General features: G+C 64.3%; 16 protein-coding genes. 5 read left to right on the top strand and 11 right to left on the bottom strand.

The features are described from left to right. Window position 1 precedes the first annotated feature (1 nt). From IVA91_RS29785 to IVA91_RS29765, 5 genes are all read left to right on the top strand, one after another. Window positions 2-2,545 (top strand): Hsp70 family protein, encoded by a 2,544-nt coding sequence (locus IVA91_RS29785; RefSeq protein ID WP_247459921.1) that lies wholly within the window; start codon window positions 2-4, stop codon window positions 2,543-2,545. Window position 2,546: 1 nt separating this feature from the next. After that, window positions 2,547-3,854, top strand: a complete 1,308-nt coding sequence (locus IVA91_RS29780) for an ATP-binding protein (protein WP_247459897.1) — start codon at window positions 2,547-2,549, stop codon at window positions 3,852-3,854. A gap of 321 nt (window positions 3,855-4,175) precedes the next feature. Further along, entirely contained in the window at window positions 4,176-4,553 is a 378-nt protein-coding gene (locus IVA91_RS29775) for a hypothetical protein (protein WP_247459895.1), read from the top strand. A gap of 9 nt (window positions 4,554-4,562) precedes the next feature. After that, entirely contained in the window at window positions 4,563-5,012 is a 450-nt protein-coding gene (locus IVA91_RS29770; RefSeq protein WP_247459894.1) for a hypothetical protein, read from the top strand. Window positions 5,013-5,016: 4 nt separating this feature from the next. Further along, a complete protein-coding gene (locus tag IVA91_RS29765) occupies window positions 5,017-5,739 on the top strand; it encodes an SOS response-associated peptidase family protein (RefSeq protein ID WP_247459891.1) in 723 nt (240 codons plus the stop codon). 444 nt (window positions 5,740-6,183) lie between these two features. Here the strand turns inward: IVA91_RS29765 and IVA91_RS29760 are convergent, their stop codons facing one another. The 11 genes from IVA91_RS29760 to IVA91_RS29710 all read right to left on the bottom strand — a co-directional run bounded on the left by IVA91_RS29760 (window position 6,184) and on the right by IVA91_RS29710 (window position 17,998). Beyond that, complete coding sequence (locus IVA91_RS29760; RefSeq protein WP_247459889.1) at window positions 6,184-6,648, bottom strand: hypothetical protein; 465 nt, start codon at window positions 6,646-6,648, stop codon at window positions 6,184-6,186. 344 nt (window positions 6,649-6,992) lie between these two features. Further along, window positions 6,993-7,490 carry a hypothetical protein gene (locus IVA91_RS29755; RefSeq protein WP_247459888.1) on the bottom strand — a complete coding sequence of 166 codons (498 nt, stop codon included), beginning with the start codon at window positions 7,488-7,490 and terminating at the stop codon, window positions 6,993-6,995. A 1-nt stretch (window position 7,491) separates the two neighbouring features. Next, on the bottom strand, window positions 7,492-9,642 hold the full coding sequence (locus IVA91_RS29750) for a heavy metal translocating P-type ATPase (protein ID WP_247459920.1): 2,151 nt from the start codon (window positions 9,640-9,642) through the stop codon (window positions 7,492-7,494). A 46-nt stretch (window positions 9,643-9,688) separates the two neighbouring features. Then, window positions 9,689-10,075, bottom strand: a complete 387-nt coding sequence (locus tag IVA91_RS29745; RefSeq protein WP_249809580.1) for a hypothetical protein — start codon at window positions 10,073-10,075, stop codon at window positions 9,689-9,691. A 32-nt stretch (window positions 10,076-10,107) separates the two neighbouring features. Further along, a complete protein-coding gene (locus IVA91_RS29740; RefSeq protein WP_247459883.1) occupies window positions 10,108-10,479 on the bottom strand; it encodes a hypothetical protein in 372 nt (123 codons plus the stop codon). Then, window positions 10,476-13,682, bottom strand: coding sequence for a CusA/CzcA family heavy metal efflux RND transporter (locus IVA91_RS29735; RefSeq protein ID WP_247459881.1), 3,207 nt, complete (start codon window positions 13,680-13,682; stop codon window positions 10,476-10,478). Before IVA91_RS29735 ends, IVA91_RS29740 begins: the two co-directional genes overlap by 4 nt. Then, window positions 13,675-14,625, bottom strand: a complete 951-nt coding sequence (gene ihpB / locus IVA91_RS29730) for a divalent metal ion exporter adaptor subunit IhpB (protein ID WP_247459879.1) — start codon at window positions 14,623-14,625, stop codon at window positions 13,675-13,677. Before ihpB ends, IVA91_RS29735 begins: the two co-directional genes overlap by 8 nt. Next, a complete protein-coding gene (gene ihpA, locus IVA91_RS29725; protein ID WP_247459878.1) occupies window positions 14,622-15,893 on the bottom strand; it encodes a divalent metal ion exporter subunit IhpA in 1,272 nt (423 codons plus the stop codon). The genes ihpB and ihpA overlap by 4 nt, the downstream gene beginning before the upstream one ends. Before the next feature lie 58 nt (window positions 15,894-15,951). After that, entirely contained in the window at window positions 15,952-16,440 is a 489-nt protein-coding gene (locus IVA91_RS29720; RefSeq protein ID WP_247459876.1) for a hypothetical protein, read from the bottom strand. 133 nt (window positions 16,441-16,573) lie between these two features. After that, entirely contained in the window at window positions 16,574-17,185 is a 612-nt protein-coding gene (locus IVA91_RS29715; protein ID WP_247459874.1) for a class I SAM-dependent methyltransferase, read from the bottom strand. A 96-nt stretch (window positions 17,186-17,281) separates the two neighbouring features. After that, window positions 17,282-17,998 carry a c-type cytochrome gene (locus tag IVA91_RS29710; RefSeq protein WP_247459872.1) on the bottom strand — a complete coding sequence of 239 codons (717 nt, stop codon included), beginning with the start codon at window positions 17,996-17,998 and terminating at the stop codon, window positions 17,282-17,284. Between the last annotated feature and the right edge of the window lie 64 nt (window positions 17,999-18,062).

The raw sequence follows: 18,062 nt of genomic DNA, 5'->3' as shown, positions 1-18,062 counted from the left end.
CATGTACCTCGGCATCGATTTGGGAACATCCAATTCGGCCATTGTCGGTAACGACGGTCGGGAATTGCGCCTCTACAAGACGGTGGACGGATCGGACGTGCTGCCGAGCGCGATTATGATCGACCGTCGCGGCGGCATGTTCGTCGGAAAGCGGGCCTACGAGCAGGACGCCTTCTCGCCGGAGAACGTCGGCAAGAAGTTCAAACGGCTCATGGGAACCTCGAGCCCGATTGAATTCAAGAGCGCCGACCGGACGATGAGCGCCGAGGAAGCGAGCGCCGAAGTGCTCAAGACGCTTCTGGCGCAGGCCAAGCTCGCGGCAGGTCAGTTCGATCTGGAGGGCACGGTCATCACCATCCCGGCGGCGTTCAATCAGATGCAGTGCGAAGCCACCATGCGTGCGGCGCAGGCCGCCGGCATCGGCCGTGTCGGCCTGGTCCAGGAACCGATCGCAGCCGCGATGGCGTCGATCGCCGATCGTCAACGCCGCAACTCGGCGCTGAAGGACGGTCAATTTCTCGTCTACGATCTGGGAGGCGGTACGTTCGACGTCGCCATCGTGCAGAGCGTCGGCGGTACGATCAACGTCGTGGGCCACGGCGGCATCAACATGCTGGGCGGCACCGATTTCGACCGCCGCGTCGTGAACGAAATCGTCCGGCCCTGGCTCATGGACCAGTTCGATCTTCCGGACGACCTGCAGAGGGATCCGACCTATCAGCGCGTGCTCAGGATCGCGGCCTTCTATGCGGAGAAGGCCAAAATCGAATTGTCCGCGCAGCCCTCAACGCGCATTTCCGCCGACGAGAGCCAACTCGCGTCCCGCGACCTGTCCGGCAAGGAAATCTATCTCGACATTCCGTTCGACCGCCGGCAACTCGAGGATCTGATCTCCGATCAGGTCGACCGATCGATCGACGCGTGCCGGAAGCTGCTCAAGGAGAACGGCTACGAGAGCGGCGACATCGATCGCGTCGTGTTCATCGGCGGTCCGACCCGCATGCCGATTGTGCGTTCGCGCGTGCCGGAACAGCTTGGCATCGCCGGAGACCTCGATTCCGATCCCATGACCGCGGTCGCATTCGGGGCGGCGATCTTCGCCGAGAGCCGGGATTGGTCCGGCGAAGCGGTGACGGCCAAACCGACCCGGGCGACGGCCAAGGCCGGCGGGTCGGTCAAGGTCGAGTACGGCTATCCGGAGCGCACCTCGGACGCGCGGATCCGGATTCGCGTCAGGCCGCAGGCGGAAGCGCAAGGCCAAGGCTATCGTCTCCAGATCGACAGCGACATGGGCTGGACAAGCGGACAGCTGCCTCTCGACGGCACCACCTCCGTCAACGACGTGCCCGTCGCGCGCCGGGGCGACAACCAGTTCCGGGTGATGGTGTTCGACCGATCGGGAAATCCCGTTCAGGAGGCCGAAACGAGGCTCGTGGTGAAGCGCACGGACGCGTCGTCTTCGGGCACGCCGATCACGCACACCATCGCCGTCAAAGTGGTGGTCGACGAAGGCGGCCTCCCCAGGAATACGCTCCACGAACTGGTGGCCAAGGGACAATCGATTCCGGCGAGCGGCACAGAAACGTACCGGGCCGCGAACGATCTCAAGGGCGGAGAAAAGGGAGGGCTCGATTTCGAGGTCTACCAGATGGAGGCTGGCGTGACGGATCCTGCCCTCAATCTCCACGTCGGCAGCTTCCGCGTCGAGAGCTCGCAACTGGAGATCGGCGATATCATCCGTCGCGGCGACGTCGTCCGCGTACACTGGAATCTCGACGAGAACGGCCTTCTGAACTGCGCGCTCGAAGTGCCATCGATCGGCCGCCGTTTCGACACCGGCAAGATGTTCACCGATCACGGAGCCAGAAAGAGCTTCGAAGGGCACGAAGGCGAAGAACTCGCCAACTCCGTCCTGGACACGACCGCGACCGAACTCGAAGAACTCGAGCGCGCCCTCGGCGCGAAGCGCAGCGCCGAGACCGAGGAACTGAATCGGCGGCTGGATGAGCAACGCGAGAATCTGAGGACGTCCTTCGAAGCGGATACGCGGCGATCGATCGCCGAGGAGGGCCGCGCCATCAGGCAGGAAATCTCCCGCATCAAGAACCGTCCTGAAAACGTGGGCGCCGTTCTGACGGAAGAGACGGATCGTCTGGTCCGGGACTACGATTCAATCGTCCGTTCCCACGCGTCCAAAGCCACGAACGACCGGTTCGACTCACTGCAGGCGCAGGTTCGGGACGCGCTCCGTCACGGTCGGCCCGACGACGCGCGAAAGTCGCACTCCGAAATGTTCGCGATCTTCATCAGCGGCGCCAAGGAGCATCCTGGCTTTCAGGTCGACTTGTTCCTCGCCTTCTCACGCGAACGTCACCTTGCCATCGACAAGGGGCTCCACGACAGGCTGGTCGCGGAGGGACAGGCCTGCATCGACCGAAACGATCTGGACGGACTGCGTCGGATCATCGGGCGCATCCTCGATAACCAGATACCGACCACAGCCAAGAACGCGGCCAGCGCGGCTCTTGCCGGACTCATGAAGTAGCATGTCCGGCTTTCCTTGGTTTCCGATAGGCCAAAAGCTGGCATCCGGCACTGTCGGCAGGCTGCGGACGGAAGGGCCTGGCTATCAGGTGCTGCAGGAGCAGGCCGGCGACGCCCTGATGCTCGTCCTCGCCTGCGGGGAGCCGGTTGCGGATGACGCGGCCCGGATCGACGGTGCCTCGCAGTTCGCCGAGTTCGAGTTCGGCAGCCGCCGCTTCCTGAGCGTGCCGGTGGCAAAGTCCTCCGAGCCCGTGCCCTTGCAGCAGTGGCCGAAGCGCTTCGGACTACCCACCACCAGCGACGTCAGAGCCCTCGGCGTGGCGATCGTTGGCATGCGCGGGCGCGCACCGCGGGCCGAGGTGGCGAGCGCCTTGTTTCTACCGGCGCTGAAAGCGTGCCTAGCGGTGAAGAACGTAGGGGCCACGGAGGATATGGGGCAGGTCGCCGCGCAGATACTCACCGCTTCGCAGGCATCCGCCCTGGACGTCGGATCGGTGCGCGCCGCCAATCCTTGGGTCTCGGCCGACGACATCAAGTTCTTCCTGTCGGCGCTCGGTGTCTCTGAACTAGCGGAGCCGGTCCCTCCGGAAGCCTTCGCCCTACCCGGTCGCCCGGCACTCGAGGCCTTCTTTCGCGAGTACGTCCTCGAGCCAAGCGCCGATCCCGAGAGGTATCAGGCGCTCAGAGTTCAGTTGCCGAACGGAATTTTGCTCTACGGACCACCCGGATCGGGCAAGACCCACGCGGTGGACACGCTGGTCGCCGCGCTGCGGCGGCCGACGTTCAGGCTGGACCTCGGGGAGGTCGGAAGCCCGTTCATCCATCAGACGACGGTCGCGATGCGGCAGGCCTTCGAGCAGGCCAAGCGGAGCGCCCCGTCGCTGCTCGTCCTGGAGGAGATCGATGCCGTAGCGTCGGCACGAGGACCTATGTCCCAAGATCACAAGGTCGAGGAACTGACCGAGATCCTTAGGATGATCGAGGCCGCAGCCAAGAACGGCGTCCTAGTGTTGGCGACGACGAACAGGAAGGAAGCGCTCGATCCCGCCGTTTTGCGGACCGGACGCTTCGATCATACGGTGCTCGTCGATTACCCTACTGCAGAAGAGGTCAAGCTGGCTCTGACCGGCATGCTCAAGGTTCGGCCGCACGACGCGATCGATCTGTCGCCAGCGAGCCGGTCGTTGGCCGGCCGTCCCATGAGCGACGCAGCTTGGGTGGTGAACGAAGCTGCCCGGCTGACGGCGCGAGCGCAGCACGACAGAATCACGAACGCCTTTCTGAACGAGGCGCTTTCCCGGCTTCGGTAGCTCGACCGAAGCACTCCCACGCTGGCCGGTGCGCTTTTTTTGTCGGCGCAGTGTCCTCCGGAAGGTGGTGGCCGTGAGGCGCTTCCGGCATTTTCCCAGCCGTCGAGGCGCTGGCGCATCGAGATCGGTTGCGCGCTGCACCTCTTCGACGAAGGTATGACCGGCCAGGCTCCGAGGCGAACGATTGAGGCAGTTTTTCCGCGGCCTGAGCCGTGGTCTAACCCCAACCGGGTCGGGGATCATCGAAAGGTTCTCGGACTCGACTCGTTGTTCTTGTTATGTTCTTATCGCGGCATGACTGACCGCCCCGCCGGATGGCGCATGCCGACCCGAAAGCAGATGGAAAGGATGGCCACGGTCGGCGCCGTCGGCAGAAAGGCACCTGCCACGCCTGCACTGGCACCAGGCGACGACCTGCCGCCGGAATACTGGAAAGCAATGCTGGACGACGTTTCCGCCGACCGCGCGCCGCTGAGGCCCTCGATCCGGACGCAACGACTGGCTGACATCCAGGGGCACCTGTTGCGGGTGGCCTGCGGCCGCTGCAGCAGGACCGTCGAGATACAGAAAGTGGACGCCGTCAGGCTGTATGGTCCGGAGGCAATCTGGCGGAACGTCGGCCAGCGACTGCTGGACAACACCTGCGCCCAGCGGACCGGGCGCCATGAGGAAGACGGCTGCTGGGCTGTCTTCGACTAGGCGGGGGCGATGGCGCCGAAGCACCACCCCACCCCTCTCTCCGGAGGAGACCGCAAGGCGCTGAGCAAGGAGCTCGGCAGGTCGCGCGCGGTGACGACGATCCTCGCGGCGCAGTCCGCCGAGGCACGGGCCAAGGGCGAGGCGCTGATCCGGACGGCGGACAAGCTGCTGTGCGAAAGCTGGAATGAACGCATGTGGTCGGATGGCGAACCGATCGACCCGTCGCCGACGATCGACCAGGCGATCAACGGCGGCTATAGCTGGCTCCAGATCGAATGCTCCCGCTGCAAAGCCGCCCGCGACGTCGACATGGCCACGCTTCGCCATCCGCCGACCACTTTCGTCCACGACCTGGCCAGCCGACTTCGCTGCAGCAAGTGTGCGAAGGCGGGGCGCCGGCCGACCACCACCCTGCTGCAGCTGGCGCAGCGGGCACGCCATCCGGACCAGGAGACCTGAAGACTTGTGCAATCTCTACTCGATCACCACCAATCAGGCCGCCATCAGCGCGCTCTTCCGCGTCGTCAATAGGTACGTCGGTAACCTTGCGCCGATGCCCGGCGTCTTTCCGGACTATAAGGCTCCGATCGTGCGCAATGGCGCCGAGGGCCGGGAGCTCGCTACCGCACGCTGGGGCATGCCATCCTCATCAAAGGCGCTGATGGACGCGACGAAGAAGCGGGCCGAGAAGCTACAGGCCAAGGGCAAGACCGTCGATTTCAAGGAGCTGCTCCGGATGGAGCCGGATTCCGGAACCACCAACATCCGCAACGTCAAGAGCAAGCACTGGACGCGCTGGCTGGATGTCGAGAGCCGCTGCGTGGTGCCCTTCAACTCCTTCAGCGAGTTCAACAAAGCCGAGGGCGGCGACATCTGGTTCGCTCTGGACGAGAGCCGCCCGCTACTCTGCTTCGCCGGCATTTGGACCAATTGGACGTCGGTCAGGAAGGTCAAGGAAGGCGAGACCACCAACGACCTGTACGCGTTCCTCACAACGGAGCCGAACGCAGAGGTCGGCACCATCCATCCAAAGGCGATGCCCGTGATACTGACCGGGCCCGAAGAGGTTGAGACCTGGCTGACAGCGCCTGCAGAGGAAGCCCTGAAGCTGCAGCGGCCGCTTCCGGACGGAGCGCTCCGGATCGTCGCCCGCGGCGTCAAGGAAGACCCGGCGCCTACGGCCTAGAATTGTGCACAGGCCTGCGCAACAGGTGGACAACGCGGAGCCTCTGCATTTCGCAATCCCGGCAGGGGCCGTTGGTGGTGCTTCGATGTCGCCGGCGCGGTAGGCATCGAGCCAATCCACTGCGGCGGCCATGGGGTCGAGGGCATCGGCCTACCTCGCCGTGTAAGCGGCGGATGTAGGACTGGCGGACTGAACGAAGGCTGAAAGCGTGGTTATCGCTGGTTCATGCCGAGCCAGCGGACTAGTCTGCAGAGATGGCAGAAAAGGAACCGCCGAACGAGCCTGCTCCTGATCCATCGCGCGAGGCGGAGGCCCGAAAGGTCGTGCAGGATTACATCGATCAGCTACGTGAAATGATCAAGCGTCTTCGTCGCAAACTGCACTGATCGATCGGCAGGCATGCATGCCGCCGCTCCGATCAGGCGCCCGCTGCGCCCGGAAGTTCTACCTGCCGCGGAGTGACAGGCTGATGCGCGTGACGATGTCGTCCCACTCATGCTCTTCGCTCGCCGGGTAATTGATCAGCACGCAGTGGATTATGCCACGCGAGAAGTTGCAGCGATCGTACCAGACCTTGTCCCGCTTGTAGCTGGACACCGCAAAAAAGCGCGAAGTCACCCGCTTGTACTGGATCCGTGATGGCGGACCTTTCTTCGCGAGAAAGGCGGCCGGCGAATCGTTCGAGGCGTTCGGGACCGCCTGGATGGTAAGGTCCGCCCTGCCGTCGGCGGTGCGAAAGCGCTGCCCCCTACCGTCCGGTTTGCCGGCTGCCTCGCTGAAGATCGAGGCCGGAAAGTCGACGGAGGTGCCGGTCTCGGGAATGGCATACGTGGTCCACGTCAGAGGCTGAGCCGATACCGCGGTTGTGATTGTCAGCGAGGCCGCCGCGATCGCCAGTTTGATAGTCATTGCCCGGTCGCTCATCTTCCGCCTACTCCATGCCTCACCGGGAAAAGCAGGAAAGAAGCTCTCCGTTCCAAGCCGGGTCACTCCTCGGGTTTCGACGGCATCACTGAGTGACCTACTACGTCGCTCTGCCGTGTTTTCTCCGATGGCAAGATGGCCGCCGGTGAGGCGCCGGCCACGATGTTTAGAGCATATGCCGGTTCTATGTCTTAAAAACTATATTCGGCCGTGAGAACTGGGCTGTCCGGTTGGTCCAGTGATGATCGTGTTCGGCACCTTCTTGAGGTCGTTCTCGCGACAACTACGCGCTCCGGATGCTGAAGCGTGCAATGTTCCGGAAAGATGGCCTACCGCCCGGTTTTCCGTGCTCTCGAGGGTACGAAGCGACGGCCGTCCCACACGAAGGCTCTCAGACCAGGGGCGTCGACCACCTCGATGCCCGCCGTCCCGCCCTCGTTCGTCAACTTCATATCACGCGCATAGACGCTGAAGACGAGCCGCTGGTGCCTTCCGTCATCCACGAACACTTCGTGGAGACAGCCACTCGGCCGGCAAACCAGAGACGGCCTGGTGCACGCGAAGTCTTCGAAGTGCTGAGCGCGAAAGCGCAGTCCCGAGGACTCTATGGATACCGAAAAATAGTGCGACGCAGCCGGCGGATTGCCGCAGACGTTGGCGTGCCCCTCGACATGATGGCGGATATCCTTGGGCAGTCCCTCGATGTGTTCGGCTGCCCAGGGTCTTTCGCTGGCCATGCTGCCGCGGGCGTTGGCTTGGCCGATCATCGTCGCCGAGAGCAACAGAGCGAGGATAGAGTTCGCAAAGGTGGCAGCCGGCGCTTTCATGCTACCCTCCCGAGGGCTTGAGCAGACGCAGCGCGTTCAAGGTCACCAGCACGGTCGCGCCGGTATCGGCGAGGATGGCGGGCCAAAGACCGGTGATCCCGACCACGGTGGTGACGAGAAAGACTGCCTTCAATCCGAGCGCGATGCTGATGTTCTGCCGGATGTTGCTCATGGTCCGCTTGGACAAGTCGACCATGGCCGCGATGTCCGACACGCGACCGTGCAGCACCGCGGCGTCCGCTGTCTCCAGCGCCACGTCCGTGCCTCCGCCCATGGCGATGCCGACGTCGGCGGCGGCGAGCGCCGGCGCGTCGTTGATGCCGTCGCCGACCTTTGCCACCACGGACCCTTGCTGCTGGAGCCGGCCGACGATGCGCTGCTTGTCCTCGGGCAGAAGTTCGGCTTCGACGTCGATGCCGAGTTGTCTGCCGATCGCGCGGGCGGTCCGTCGGTTGTCGCCGGTCAGCATTACGGTGCGAATGCCCGCTTCCGAAAGCAGCTTGAGACCCCGTTCGGCGTCCGGACGGGGCTCGTCGCGCATGGCTATCGCACCTGCGATCTTCTCGCCGATGACGAGCAAGGAGACGGTCTTACCCTCGTCGTTCAGCACCGCGATCCGCGCCTGCTGCGCATCCGTGACGGCCGCCAATTCCGCAGCGGCTTTCGACGAGCCGAGGAAAACCTCCGTCCCCTCCACGGTCGCGCGCACGCCCTTGCCGCCGATAGCCGATGCGTTGGAGGCCGGCGGGATCCGCGTCTTCTCCGCCGCAGCCTTGAACAGGATCGCGGCCGCAAGCGGATGGCTCGATCCGGATTCGAGCGCTGCGGCCATCCGCAGAACGTCCTTCTCGCTATGGGCAAAGCCGACGATGTCCGTCACCTGCGGCTTGCCCGCGGTGAGCGTGCCTGTCTTGTCGAAGCAAGCAACGGTGATCCGGCCGATCTGCTCGAGAACCGCGCCGCCCTTGAGCAGAAGCCCCCGGCGTGCGCCGGTGGACAGGCTGGCGGCGATGGCGGCGGGCGTGGAGATGACGAGTGCGCAGGGACATCCGATCAGGAGGACGGCCAGCCCCTTGTAGATCCAGCCGACCCAGTCGTCGCCGAACAGAAGGGGAGGTGCGAGGGCGACCAGGGCCGCAACCACGACAACCCCGGGAGTGTAGTACCGCGAGAACCGGTCGATGAAGCGCTCAGTCGGCGCCTTGGACTCCTGCGCCTCCTCGACCAGGCGCACCACGCGCGCGATGGTGTTGTCGGCCGCCGCGGCGATCACCCGCACCCGCAGAAGGCCCTCGCCGTTCACCGTGCCGGCGAATACGGTCGCTGCCGCGACCTTCCGGGCGGGCGTGCTCTCGCCGGTGACCGGCGCCTCGTCGACTGTGCTCTCTCCGGAAAGGACGACACCATCGGCAGGAACGCGGTCACCGGGCCTGACCTGGATCGTCGCTCCGATTTGAAGGCTGTCGGCAGGCACGTCCCGCACCCGACCGTCCTCCTCGAGGCGAGCCGTCTTCGGAACGAGTGCCGTCAGGCCTTGAATGCTGGCGCGGGCGCGGCCTGCGGCAACACCTTCCAGGAGCTCTCCGATCAGAAATAGAAAGACGACGGTCGCGGCCTCCTCGGTCGCGCCGATGATCACCGCGCCGACGGCTGCGATCGACATCAGCATCTCGATCGAGAACGGAGTGCCGGCCCCCGCAGCGGCGATGGCGCGGCGCGCGATCGGAACGAGGCTGACCAGCATCGCAACCAGAAAAGCCCAGTGCTCGGTGGCGGGTACGGCCTTGCCCAACGCGAATGCCGCAGCCAGAGCGATGCCGGATCCGATCGCGAGCATTCCCTTTCGGGTACGCCACCAGGCGGTGGCATCGTCACTCGAACGGGTCTCCTGAGCGGTTTTTCCTCCTTCGCCCGCGAAACCGTCGCTCTCGGCGCTGGCCACCCGATAACCAAGACTGGAAATCCGATTCCCGATGTCGTCGCGATCGAGGCCGTCGTGTCCCACAGTGACGGTGCCGCCGGCGACGGAAACGGACACGTCGGTGACGCCGGGCATCCGCCGCACGGCGTTCTCGATCTTGGTCGCGCAGGAGGAGCAGTCCATGCCCTCGACTTGAAATCGCATCTTTGCGCTCGATCCGACGTCTTTCATCATCTTTCTCTTTGGTGTGGCGAGAGGCTCTGGAGCTTCGCCCGTTTCACGTCTTTCCCTCCTGGCGCAGACGCTTGTAGAGGGCCGCTACGCCATCCGAGAAATCGAGCGAGGCGTTTCGCGCACAGTAGTCGCCCAGGAAATCCAGTTGCCGCATGAGCGGGAACGTCGGCGGAGCAAGATCAAGCCCCTCGTCCACGCCCGGCGGCCTGCTCGACAGGATGCCGCTCATGAACCCTTGCGCCCAAGCCATGTAATCTTTCCGGATCAGCGGGTTCGATGTGACGTCGTGGTTGAACTGTTGGCATGTCGCTGCGCCTAAGCCGACTATCGTCGCTTTCAGCGGCTGCGCCCGGGCGTCTCGCGTTGCCTCGGTCGCAAGGACGATCGTCGTCAGCACCGCCAAGATCGGCAGACTGCCAGCGCCCGACATCACTCGATGTCCGTCCGACACCACCCAGGTCCTTACTTCTTGAATTTGGCCTGGCCCGACTTCCCTTCGGCGGTCTTGATCGTGAGAGTAATCGTGGTGCCGGCGGGAATCGGATTCTTGGCCTCGCCCTTGAGCGAGTTCTCGCCTTGGGGCGAGAGGGTGACCGTTTCGCGGGCCGATCCGCCGGCGATCAGCACGGCCCCTACATAGCCCTTGGTCGATACCGGCTTCGCCTTGAAGGGCTCGAAAACGTTGATGGTGACCGTATTGCCCGACGTCAGGAGTTCGGCGTCGATGCCGGCCACGTCGAGCATCAGCCCGCCGTTGGGGCCTTTTTCGTAGTCTTCGGCAGCCGCCGGCGTGGCGAGCAGCAGCGCGGCGACAATCCAACTGATTATCCTCATGAACGTTCTCCCATCAGTTTGGCGGCAATTGAAAGCGGTTGGTTGGCCTCGCGCCTGAACAGAACGTAGAGCGCTGGCAACACCAACAGGGTGAGGATGGTCGACGAGATGACCCCGCCGATGACGACGGTCGCGAGCGGCCGCTGCACCTCCGCGCCGGCGCCGGTGGCGATCGCCATCGGGACGAAGCCGAGAGAGGCGACGAGCGCAGTCATCAGGACCGGCCGCAGCCGCGTCAGCGCGCCTTCCCGGACCGCATCCACCAGCGCTTGGCCTTCCCGCCGAAGCTTCTCGATGAAGGTGATGATGACCAGGCCGTTGAGCACGGCGACCCCGGAAAGCGCGATGAAGCCGATTCCGGCGCTGATCGAGAGCGGAATCCCGCGCAGCAGGAGCGCGACGACGCCGCCGGTGAGTGCGAGCGGCACTCCGCTGAACACCAGCAATGCGTCGGGCGCCGATCCGAGGCTGATGAAGAGCAGCAGGAAGATCAGGAACAGCGCGAGCGGCACGACGATCATCAGACGCTGCGTCGCGGAGATGAGCTGTTCGAACTGGCCGCCCCAACCGATCCAGTAACCGGCCGGAAGCTTCACCTTGCTGGTGACTTGGTCTTGGGCATCGGCGATGAACGAACTGAGATCGCGCCCCCGCACATTGGTCGTCACGGCAATCCGCCGTTTGCCATTCTCGCGGGTAATCAGATTGGGACCCGGCGTGACATCGACCTGAGCGAGCTCGGACAGAGGCACGTAGCGGATTTGCGCGAGCGGCGAACCGGCCCAGAGGGCGGTAGTCGCCTTGGCCGGGTTCTCGACCGGGGGTAGCGGCACCGGTAACGACCTGATCGCGTCGACGTCCGAACGCAGATTGTCCGGCAGTCGAACGACGATGTCGAAGCGACGGTCGCCTTCGAAAACACGGCCGGCGCTCTTGCCGCCCACGGCCATTTCGACGAGCGTCTGGACGTCGGCAACGTTGATCCCGTAGCGCGCAAGGGCCTGCCGGTTCAGTTGGACCGTGAGCACCGGCAATCCGGCCGCTTGCTCGGCCTTCACGTCGGCGGCCCCCTCCACCCTCTGCAGGACCGCTTGGACCCGGCTCGCGGCCTGGATCAATTCGTCTAGGTTGTCGCCGAATATCTTGACGGCGACATCGCTCCGCACGCCGGAGATGAGTTCGTTCATGCGCTGCTGGATGGGCTGCGAGAACCCATAGGCGCTGCCGGGGACGTCTTCCGCGGCCTGCTGGATTTCCGCGACGACGGCGGCCTTCGGCTTCTGCGGATCGGGCCATTCCTTTCTCGGCTTGAGCATGACGTAGTTGTCCGAGGTGGATTGCGGCATGGGGTCGGTCGCAACCTCCGCCGTGCCGGTGCGGGCGAACACCTCCTTGACCTCTGGAAGCTTGGTCAATCGCTTCTCCAGCATGGATTCCATCGCCACCGACTGAGTAAGGCTCACGCTAGGGATGCGGACGACCTCGGCCGAGGCATCTCCCTCGTCGAGGCCGGGGATGAACTCACCGCCCATGTGGGATGCCGCGATTCCGCAGACCGCGACGAGCAGCGCCGCGATGACCGCCACGCCGAACCTGTTTCGGATCGATGCGGCGAGCAGCGGCGAATAGATGCGGCGCGCCGTTCGCATGAAGATATTTTCGTGTTCGGAGACGCTGCCGGTGACGACGAGCGCCACGGCCGCCGGCACGAACGTCAAGGACAGGATGCTGGCGCCGGTCAACGCCATCAGCACCGTCAAGGCCATCGGCGTGAACATCTTGCCTTCGACGCCGGTGAGCGTGAGGATGGGCAAATAGACGACGGCGATGATGAAGGTGCCGAACAGACTGGGGCGGATGACCTCGCGCGAGCCGGCGAGGATGGTCTCGAATCGTTCCTCTCGGGTGAGAACGCGGCCCAGACGGCGCTGCTCCAGCGCCAGCAGGCGGAGACAGTTCTCCACGATGATCACCGCACCGTCGATGATGATGCCGAAGTCGATGGCGCCCAGGCTCATGAGGTTGGCGCTGATCTTGTTCTCCACCATGCCGGTGATCGCGAACAGCATGGACAGCGGAATCACGCACGCGGTCGCGACCGCGGCCCTGAAGTTTCCGAGCGTCAGGAAGAGCACCACGATCACCAGCAGCGCGCCCTCGAAGAGATTCCTCGCTACCGTCGCGACCGTTGCTTCGACCAGGCGTGTGCGGTCATAGACCGTGTGCGTGATAATTCCTTCGGGCAGCGAGCGTCCGATCTCCTTGAGCTTCGAGGCGACGCGCTGCGCGACGGTGCGGGGATTCTCGCCGATCAGCAGCATGGCGGTGCCTAACACCACTTCCGTCCCGTTCAACGTCGCCGCGCCGGTGCGAAGGTCCGTTCCCTCCCTGACGTCGGCAACGTCGGATACCCGCACCGGAAAACCGTTTCGAGACCCGATTACGATATCCTTGATCTCCTCGACGTTCGCGACCTGACCCGGCGTGCGGACCAGGTACTGCTCGCCGTTGCGCTCGATGTAGCCGGCGCCGACGTTCGCGTTGTTCGAGGCGAGCGCCGCCATGATGTCGCGGAAGCTGAGCTTGTAGGCCATCAGTTGCGCGGGGTCCGGCAGCACCTGGAACTGCCGTTCGAACCCGCCGACGGAATTGACTTCGCTAACGCCCGCAACGGTCCGTAGCTGTGGCCTGACGATCCAGTCCTGGATCGTGCGCAGGTCGGTCGGAGTGTACGTCTCTCCGCCTGCCTTGCGGGCCTCCGGCTTGGCCTCGATCGTGTACATGTAGATCTCGCCGAGCCCGGTGGAGATCGGTCCCATGGCGGTCTCTATGGCGGTCGGCAACTGATCCCTGACCTGCTGAATCCGCTCGTTGACCAATTGCCTGGCGAAATAGATGTCGGTGCCGTCCTTGAAGATCACCGTGACCTGGCTGAGCCCGTAGCGCGACAGGGACCGCGTGCTCTCGAGTCGGGGCAGTCCGCCCATGGCGGTCTCGATCGGAAACGTGATCCGCTGCTCGACCTCAAGGGGCGAGTAGCCGGGGGCCCTGCTGTTGATCTGCACCTGGACGTTGGTGATGTCGGGAACCGCATCGATCGGCAGACGCGTGAAATTCCAGGCGCCGAAGCCGGCCATGGCGAGAACGCCGATCATCACCAGCCAGCGCTGGCGGATGGCGAAGGAGAGAATGCCGTCAATCATTGTCCGCTCCCCCTTTCGCCATTTCGGCCTTGACGATGAAGCTGTTCCGGGCCGCGTACAGATCGCCTTCGAGGACGCCGAACGTGACTTCCACGAAGTCCGGATCGCGCTCGCCGAGCTCGACGTCGCGGGCTGCGAACTTCTCCCCGTCGCGGACGAACACGACGGTGCGGTTCTCGACGGTCTGCAAGGCCGAGGATTTCACGGCTACCGCCACCTTCTTTTCGGACAGGATCAATCGGCCGGTGGCGAACAGGCCGGGTCGCAGGCGTTGTCCGGCATTCGGTACGACGGCCCTGGCCAGCGCGCTCTGGGTCTCGCTGCTGCCTACCGGCGACACATACGAAATCCTGGCCTCGATCTTGGCTCCGCCGTCCGCCGGATCGATCAGGATCTGGTCGCCGATCCTCACGCGGCTTAGGTTGCGCCGGTACACGGAGAAATCGACCCACACGGTCGAGAGGTCGGCGATTACGAACGCCGGCTTCTGCTCGGAGACGTATTCGCCGAGCGTGGTCTGCCGATCGATGATCGTGCCCGCCAGAGCGGCCTTCAGTTCGTAAGGCGTCAGGCTTTGGTTGCTTTCGACGATCGCCAGAACGTCGCCCTTTTCGACCCGGTCGCCAATTCGCTTGCGAACCTCGCGAACGAGGCCCGGAAAGCGCGGGGTGATCTGAACCAGCGATTCCTGGTTGGCTTGGACCATGCCATTCAGCAGCAGGCTGTCGTGCAGCACTGCAGGCCCTGCTTTCGCAAGCTCGATCTCGGCGCTGGCGACCTTGGCGTCGCTCATGGCGACGCTGTCCGAATGCTCTTCTTCCTTTTCGGACTTCTCCGTGGCAACCGTCTTGGTGGTCGCCGGTGTCAGCATCCGATAGCCCGCGTAGGCGAGGGTCCCGGCAACCAGAAAGAAGACCAAAAATCGGGTGAGTGACCGGATCATCTTGAGCTCTCGCGCGCGAGCGAAAAGGGATTGCCGACCAATCCTTCGATTGTCGCGACGGCAACGTGGAAGTTCTGCAGTGCCTCCTGCTCGCGCAGTCGCGCCTGTGCGAGGCTCGCCTGGACGTCCAGGACCTCCAGAAGTGTGTACCGGCCCTGCCCGTATCCATCCGATATGGCCTGTGCCGCCTGCTCCGCCTTCGGGATCGCAACTTCGCGCAGGATGGCAAGCTCCCGCAGCGACCCCTGCAGCGAGTCGTAGGCGCGCCCCGCGATCACGATCAGCGCATTCCGGTTCGCTTCCCGCTCCGCCCTGGTCTTGGCCAGGCTCTCCTGCGCCGAGAGGATGTTGCCCTGGTTCTGGTCGAACACCGGGATCGGTACCGAGAGCGTCAACCGGACGGCATCATCGTTGGTCTCGTTGAAGTGGCGCCATCCGGCGGCGATCCGGACGTCGGGATAAGGCTTCAGCCGGGCCAACAGCAGTTCCGCATTCCGTTGCGCGTAGATCGCGGTCCAGCGGACCAGTTGCGGGTTCGCGTCGATCGCGGCGACGACCGACTGAAACGAAGGCGGCCGCCCGGTGGCATCGAGCCGTCCGGAGACCGAGGCGAATTTGGGCGCGGCGTCTCCCATCAGCACCGCCAGTTCGCGCCGCGCGCTCGCGAGCGTCGATCGGAGCCGCTCCCGGTCCGCCTTGACCAGTGCGGAGGCAACTTCCGCCCGCCCCGTCTCCGCTGGCGAGGACGCGCCGGCCTCGACGCGCCGCTGCAGCAGCGGGGTCAGCCGGTCGATGGCGGCGACCTGGTCGTCGAGCACCTGGATTCGGCGTTGTGCGCCCAGCACGTTGAGGAAGGCGATGGCGGCCTCGGAGAGGACCTCGAGCCGGACGGCCTGACGCTGGACTGCCGCCGCCTCGACACCGGCCGCACCGGCCGCTATGCGGGCCTCCCGCTTTCCGAACCACTCGAAAGCCTGGCTGATCTGCAGTGTTGTCTCTGCGGACTTCGTGCCCCGATACTTGCCCGTGCCTAATGAATCATCCTGTTCGTAGGAGACCTCGGGATTCAGCAGCACTCCGGCCTGGATGCGCTGTCCGGTCGCGATCCCAACATCACGCTCGGCCGCAGTTAGACGAGGGCTGGCAGCGAGCGCGCGCGCAAGCGCGGCTCTCATCGTCAGGGTTTGCGAATGCGCCCCGCCCGTGAGCCACGGGCTGACCAGAAACGCCATCGCACACGCAACTCGCGTGGCCTTCGTCCGAAACATGAGCAGTTGCCTGACCAAGCAGATCAATCGAGCGCTCGCGCGCTCCGAGAAGACGCTCTCAGGTCCGGTATTTGGGGGGCGGCGTATCGAGTCCCGAGTGATCCTCAAGTAGGAACGTCGGCGTGGCGTATGCCGGGGGAACGGCTTTTGAGGCCGGCTCGGCAACGAGGACGGGCGGCGGAATCAGCAGGGGGACGCAGCTGTAGCAATGATCGACGACGGTAACCGTCTTCTTCGATCCTTGGTCCCCCTTGACTTGGTCTGAACTGGCAAGTGCGTCAGAAATTTCGATCCGATCGGCGCTCTCGAGCGTTTCGCCGGCGCACGCGATTTCCCCTGCAAATCCGACCATGACATAGGCGAGCGTGAGCAGCACGGTCAGCAGGCCGCGCAAGCCGAAAGCGAAGGAGCTATGGCCAATCTGCCGTATCATCGAGGCCACGGATAGCAAGGACCGGGACCGAACACTATCACAAATTCCCGATTGTAAGGCGCGGTTCACACGATCGGGCAAACCACCGGCGGGCCGCTCGGCCGGTCGGTCCATCTTTCCCAACATCTCCAGCGTGGGGCGAACAGGAATGCGTCCATCTTCAGTCCGTCGTATTTGCCGCGGATATGGAGGACCGAACGCACGATCAGATCGACCAGAACCGCTCCATGCGTCGCGCGAGCTTGAATCAGCCTGGCCGGGCACTGCCTTCGTACATGAAGGTCATCGGCTTCGGTCCGGCTATATGGCCGGTGTCTATCCGGTCGATGCGGAATCCCGAGTCCTCGATCATGGAGCGGATCGGACGATTAAGATGGCAGCCGCCGCTGATGCGCCGCCATGGCGGCGTCAAGCGGTCCTGCCACCAACGCACGCTCGCACTAGGCGCCAGGCCATGCTCGGAGAACAGGAGCTTGCCGCCGGGGCGAAGCACCCTGCGCATCTCGGCAAGCGCTAGAGCAGCCTGCGGAACGCTGCACAAGGTCCAGGTGGTCACGATGCTGTCGACGGTACCATCGTCGAGCGGAATGGCTTCGGCGGAAGCTTCGACGAATTGCACGGGCAAGCCCGCATGCACGGTTCCGCGAGCCATGGCGACCAGCTTCGGAGAAGGTTCAAGCGCCAATATTTCCTTCGCCGGCGATCGATAGAACGGCAGGTTGCGGCCCGAGCCAACGCCGATCTCCAACACGCGGCCCTCCGCGGCGCCGATCACGCGTTCGCGAAAAGGCAGGAGCTGCTTGTTGCTCATCGCGAGATCGAGAAGCCTCGGCAGCACGAAGTCGTTGTAGAAACCCATCGAACGCTCCCGGAGCTTGTAACCGCGGTTTCGGAGACGATCGGAGTGTGCACCACCAACGCGCCCGAACCGAGCCGTTCGGAATGCCGACGAGGCTCAGCACCGCGGCTCGATCATCTTGCTGATCTCCTCGGGCGCCGCGAAAATCACATCGGCGCGATCGCCCATCATTCCGGCCGGCACGATGGCCGGAGCCCCGCTCTCCGGACCGTCCTTGCTGGAATCCGTCTTGATCCGGAGATTGCGTTCCCAAAACGCGCGCGTCTTGCCGTCGGCCGTAGTCACGCGATAGGTGTCCCGGCAGTGAGTGATGCCAGTGACGCGCTCGGAAGCTTGAATGCTCCTCAGGTTTGGAACGCGCCCACCTCCCATCATTCCGCCCATCATGCCCCCGCCCATCATGCCGTCCATTCCTTGCGCCGATTGCCCCGGCGGTGCGCCTGGCTTGGTCGCCTCCTTCAGGAAGGCGAGCAGATCGGCGCGCGCGCGCGCGTCCTTGATGCCCTCGAACGGCATGGCGTTGTCCGGCACCATGCGTTCCGGGTCTGTCAACCAGGAATCCAGCGAGCGGTCATCCCAAATGATCCCCGAAGCTTTCAGCGCGTCGGAGTAGCGGTCGAAACTCGGCAAGCTGCCAGCCTTCCTCCCCCAGAGGTTTGCAAGACTCGGGCCGGTCATGTTGCGGTCGGGCTCGAGGGAGTGACATGCTGCACAGGCCCGAAAATCCTGCTCCCCGCGAGCCAGGCTGTCCTGCGCGAGAGCCGCTGGCGAGACGAGGACAGCAGCGAGAGCCGCAAGTAGAATGCGGTGCATGATCAATCTCCTCGGCCCGAGAAGAACAGGTACTTGACCAGCGCGGCCGCGCCCAACGCGAGCA

The organism is Bradyrhizobium sp. 153 (assembly GCF_023073835.1).
GTDB lineage: Bacteria > Pseudomonadota > Alphaproteobacteria > Rhizobiales > Xanthobacteraceae > Bradyrhizobium.
The sequence above is the reverse complement of the archived record's forward strand: the minus strand, read 5'-3'. Positions and strand labels throughout refer to the sequence as shown.

What these genes read in the sequence shown, in the direction of transcription:
- IVA91_RS29770 (WP_247459894.1), top strand. Translation starts at nt 4,563, where the DNA reads ATGGCGCCGAAGCACCACCCCACCCCTCTCTCCGGAGGAGACCGCAAG.
- IVA91_RS29735 (WP_247459881.1), bottom strand. Translation starts at nt 13,682, where the DNA reads ATGATTGACGGCATTCTCTCCTTCGCCATCCGCCAGCGCTGGCTGGTG.
- IVA91_RS29760 (WP_247459889.1), bottom strand. Translation starts at nt 6,648, where the DNA reads ATGACTATCAAACTGGCGATCGCGGCGGCCTCGCTGACAATCACAACC.
- IVA91_RS29755 (WP_247459888.1), bottom strand. Translation starts at nt 7,490, where the DNA reads ATGAAAGCGCCGGCTGCCACCTTTGCGAACTCTATCCTCGCTCTGTTG.
- ihpA (WP_247459878.1), bottom strand. Translation starts at nt 15,893, where the DNA reads ATGTTTCGGACGAAGGCCACGCGAGTTGCGTGTGCGATGGCGTTTCTG.
- IVA91_RS29740 (WP_247459883.1), bottom strand. Translation starts at nt 10,479, where the DNA reads ATGAGGATAATCAGTTGGATTGTCGCCGCGCTGCTGCTCGCCACGCCG.
- IVA91_RS29710 (WP_247459872.1), bottom strand. Translation starts at nt 17,998, where the DNA reads ATGCACCGCATTCTACTTGCGGCTCTCGCTGCTGTCCTCGTCTCGCCA.
- IVA91_RS29775 (WP_247459895.1), top strand. Translation starts at nt 4,176, where the DNA reads ATGCCGACCCGAAAGCAGATGGAAAGGATGGCCACGGTCGGCGCCGTC.
- IVA91_RS29720 (WP_247459876.1), bottom strand. Translation starts at nt 16,440, where the DNA reads ATGGACCGACCGGCCGAGCGGCCCGCCGGTGGTTTGCCCGATCGTGTG.
- IVA91_RS29780 (WP_247459897.1), top strand. Translation starts at nt 2,547, where the DNA reads ATGTCCGGCTTTCCTTGGTTTCCGATAGGCCAAAAGCTGGCATCCGGC.
- IVA91_RS29785 (WP_247459921.1), top strand. Translation starts at nt 2, where the DNA reads ATGTACCTCGGCATCGATTTGGGAACATCCAATTCGGCCATTGTCGGT.
- IVA91_RS29750 (WP_247459920.1), bottom strand. Translation starts at nt 9,642, where the DNA reads ATGAAAGACGTCGGATCGAGCGCAAAGATGCGATTTCAAGTCGAGGGC.
- IVA91_RS29745 (WP_249809580.1), bottom strand. Translation starts at nt 10,075, where the DNA reads ATGTCGGGCGCTGGCAGTCTGCCGATCTTGGCGGTGCTGACGACGATC.
- IVA91_RS29715 (WP_247459874.1), bottom strand. Translation starts at nt 17,185, where the DNA reads ATGGGTTTCTACAACGACTTCGTGCTGCCGAGGCTTCTCGATCTCGCG.
- ihpB (WP_247459879.1), bottom strand. Translation starts at nt 14,625, where the DNA reads ATGATCCGGTCACTCACCCGATTTTTGGTCTTCTTTCTGGTTGCCGGG.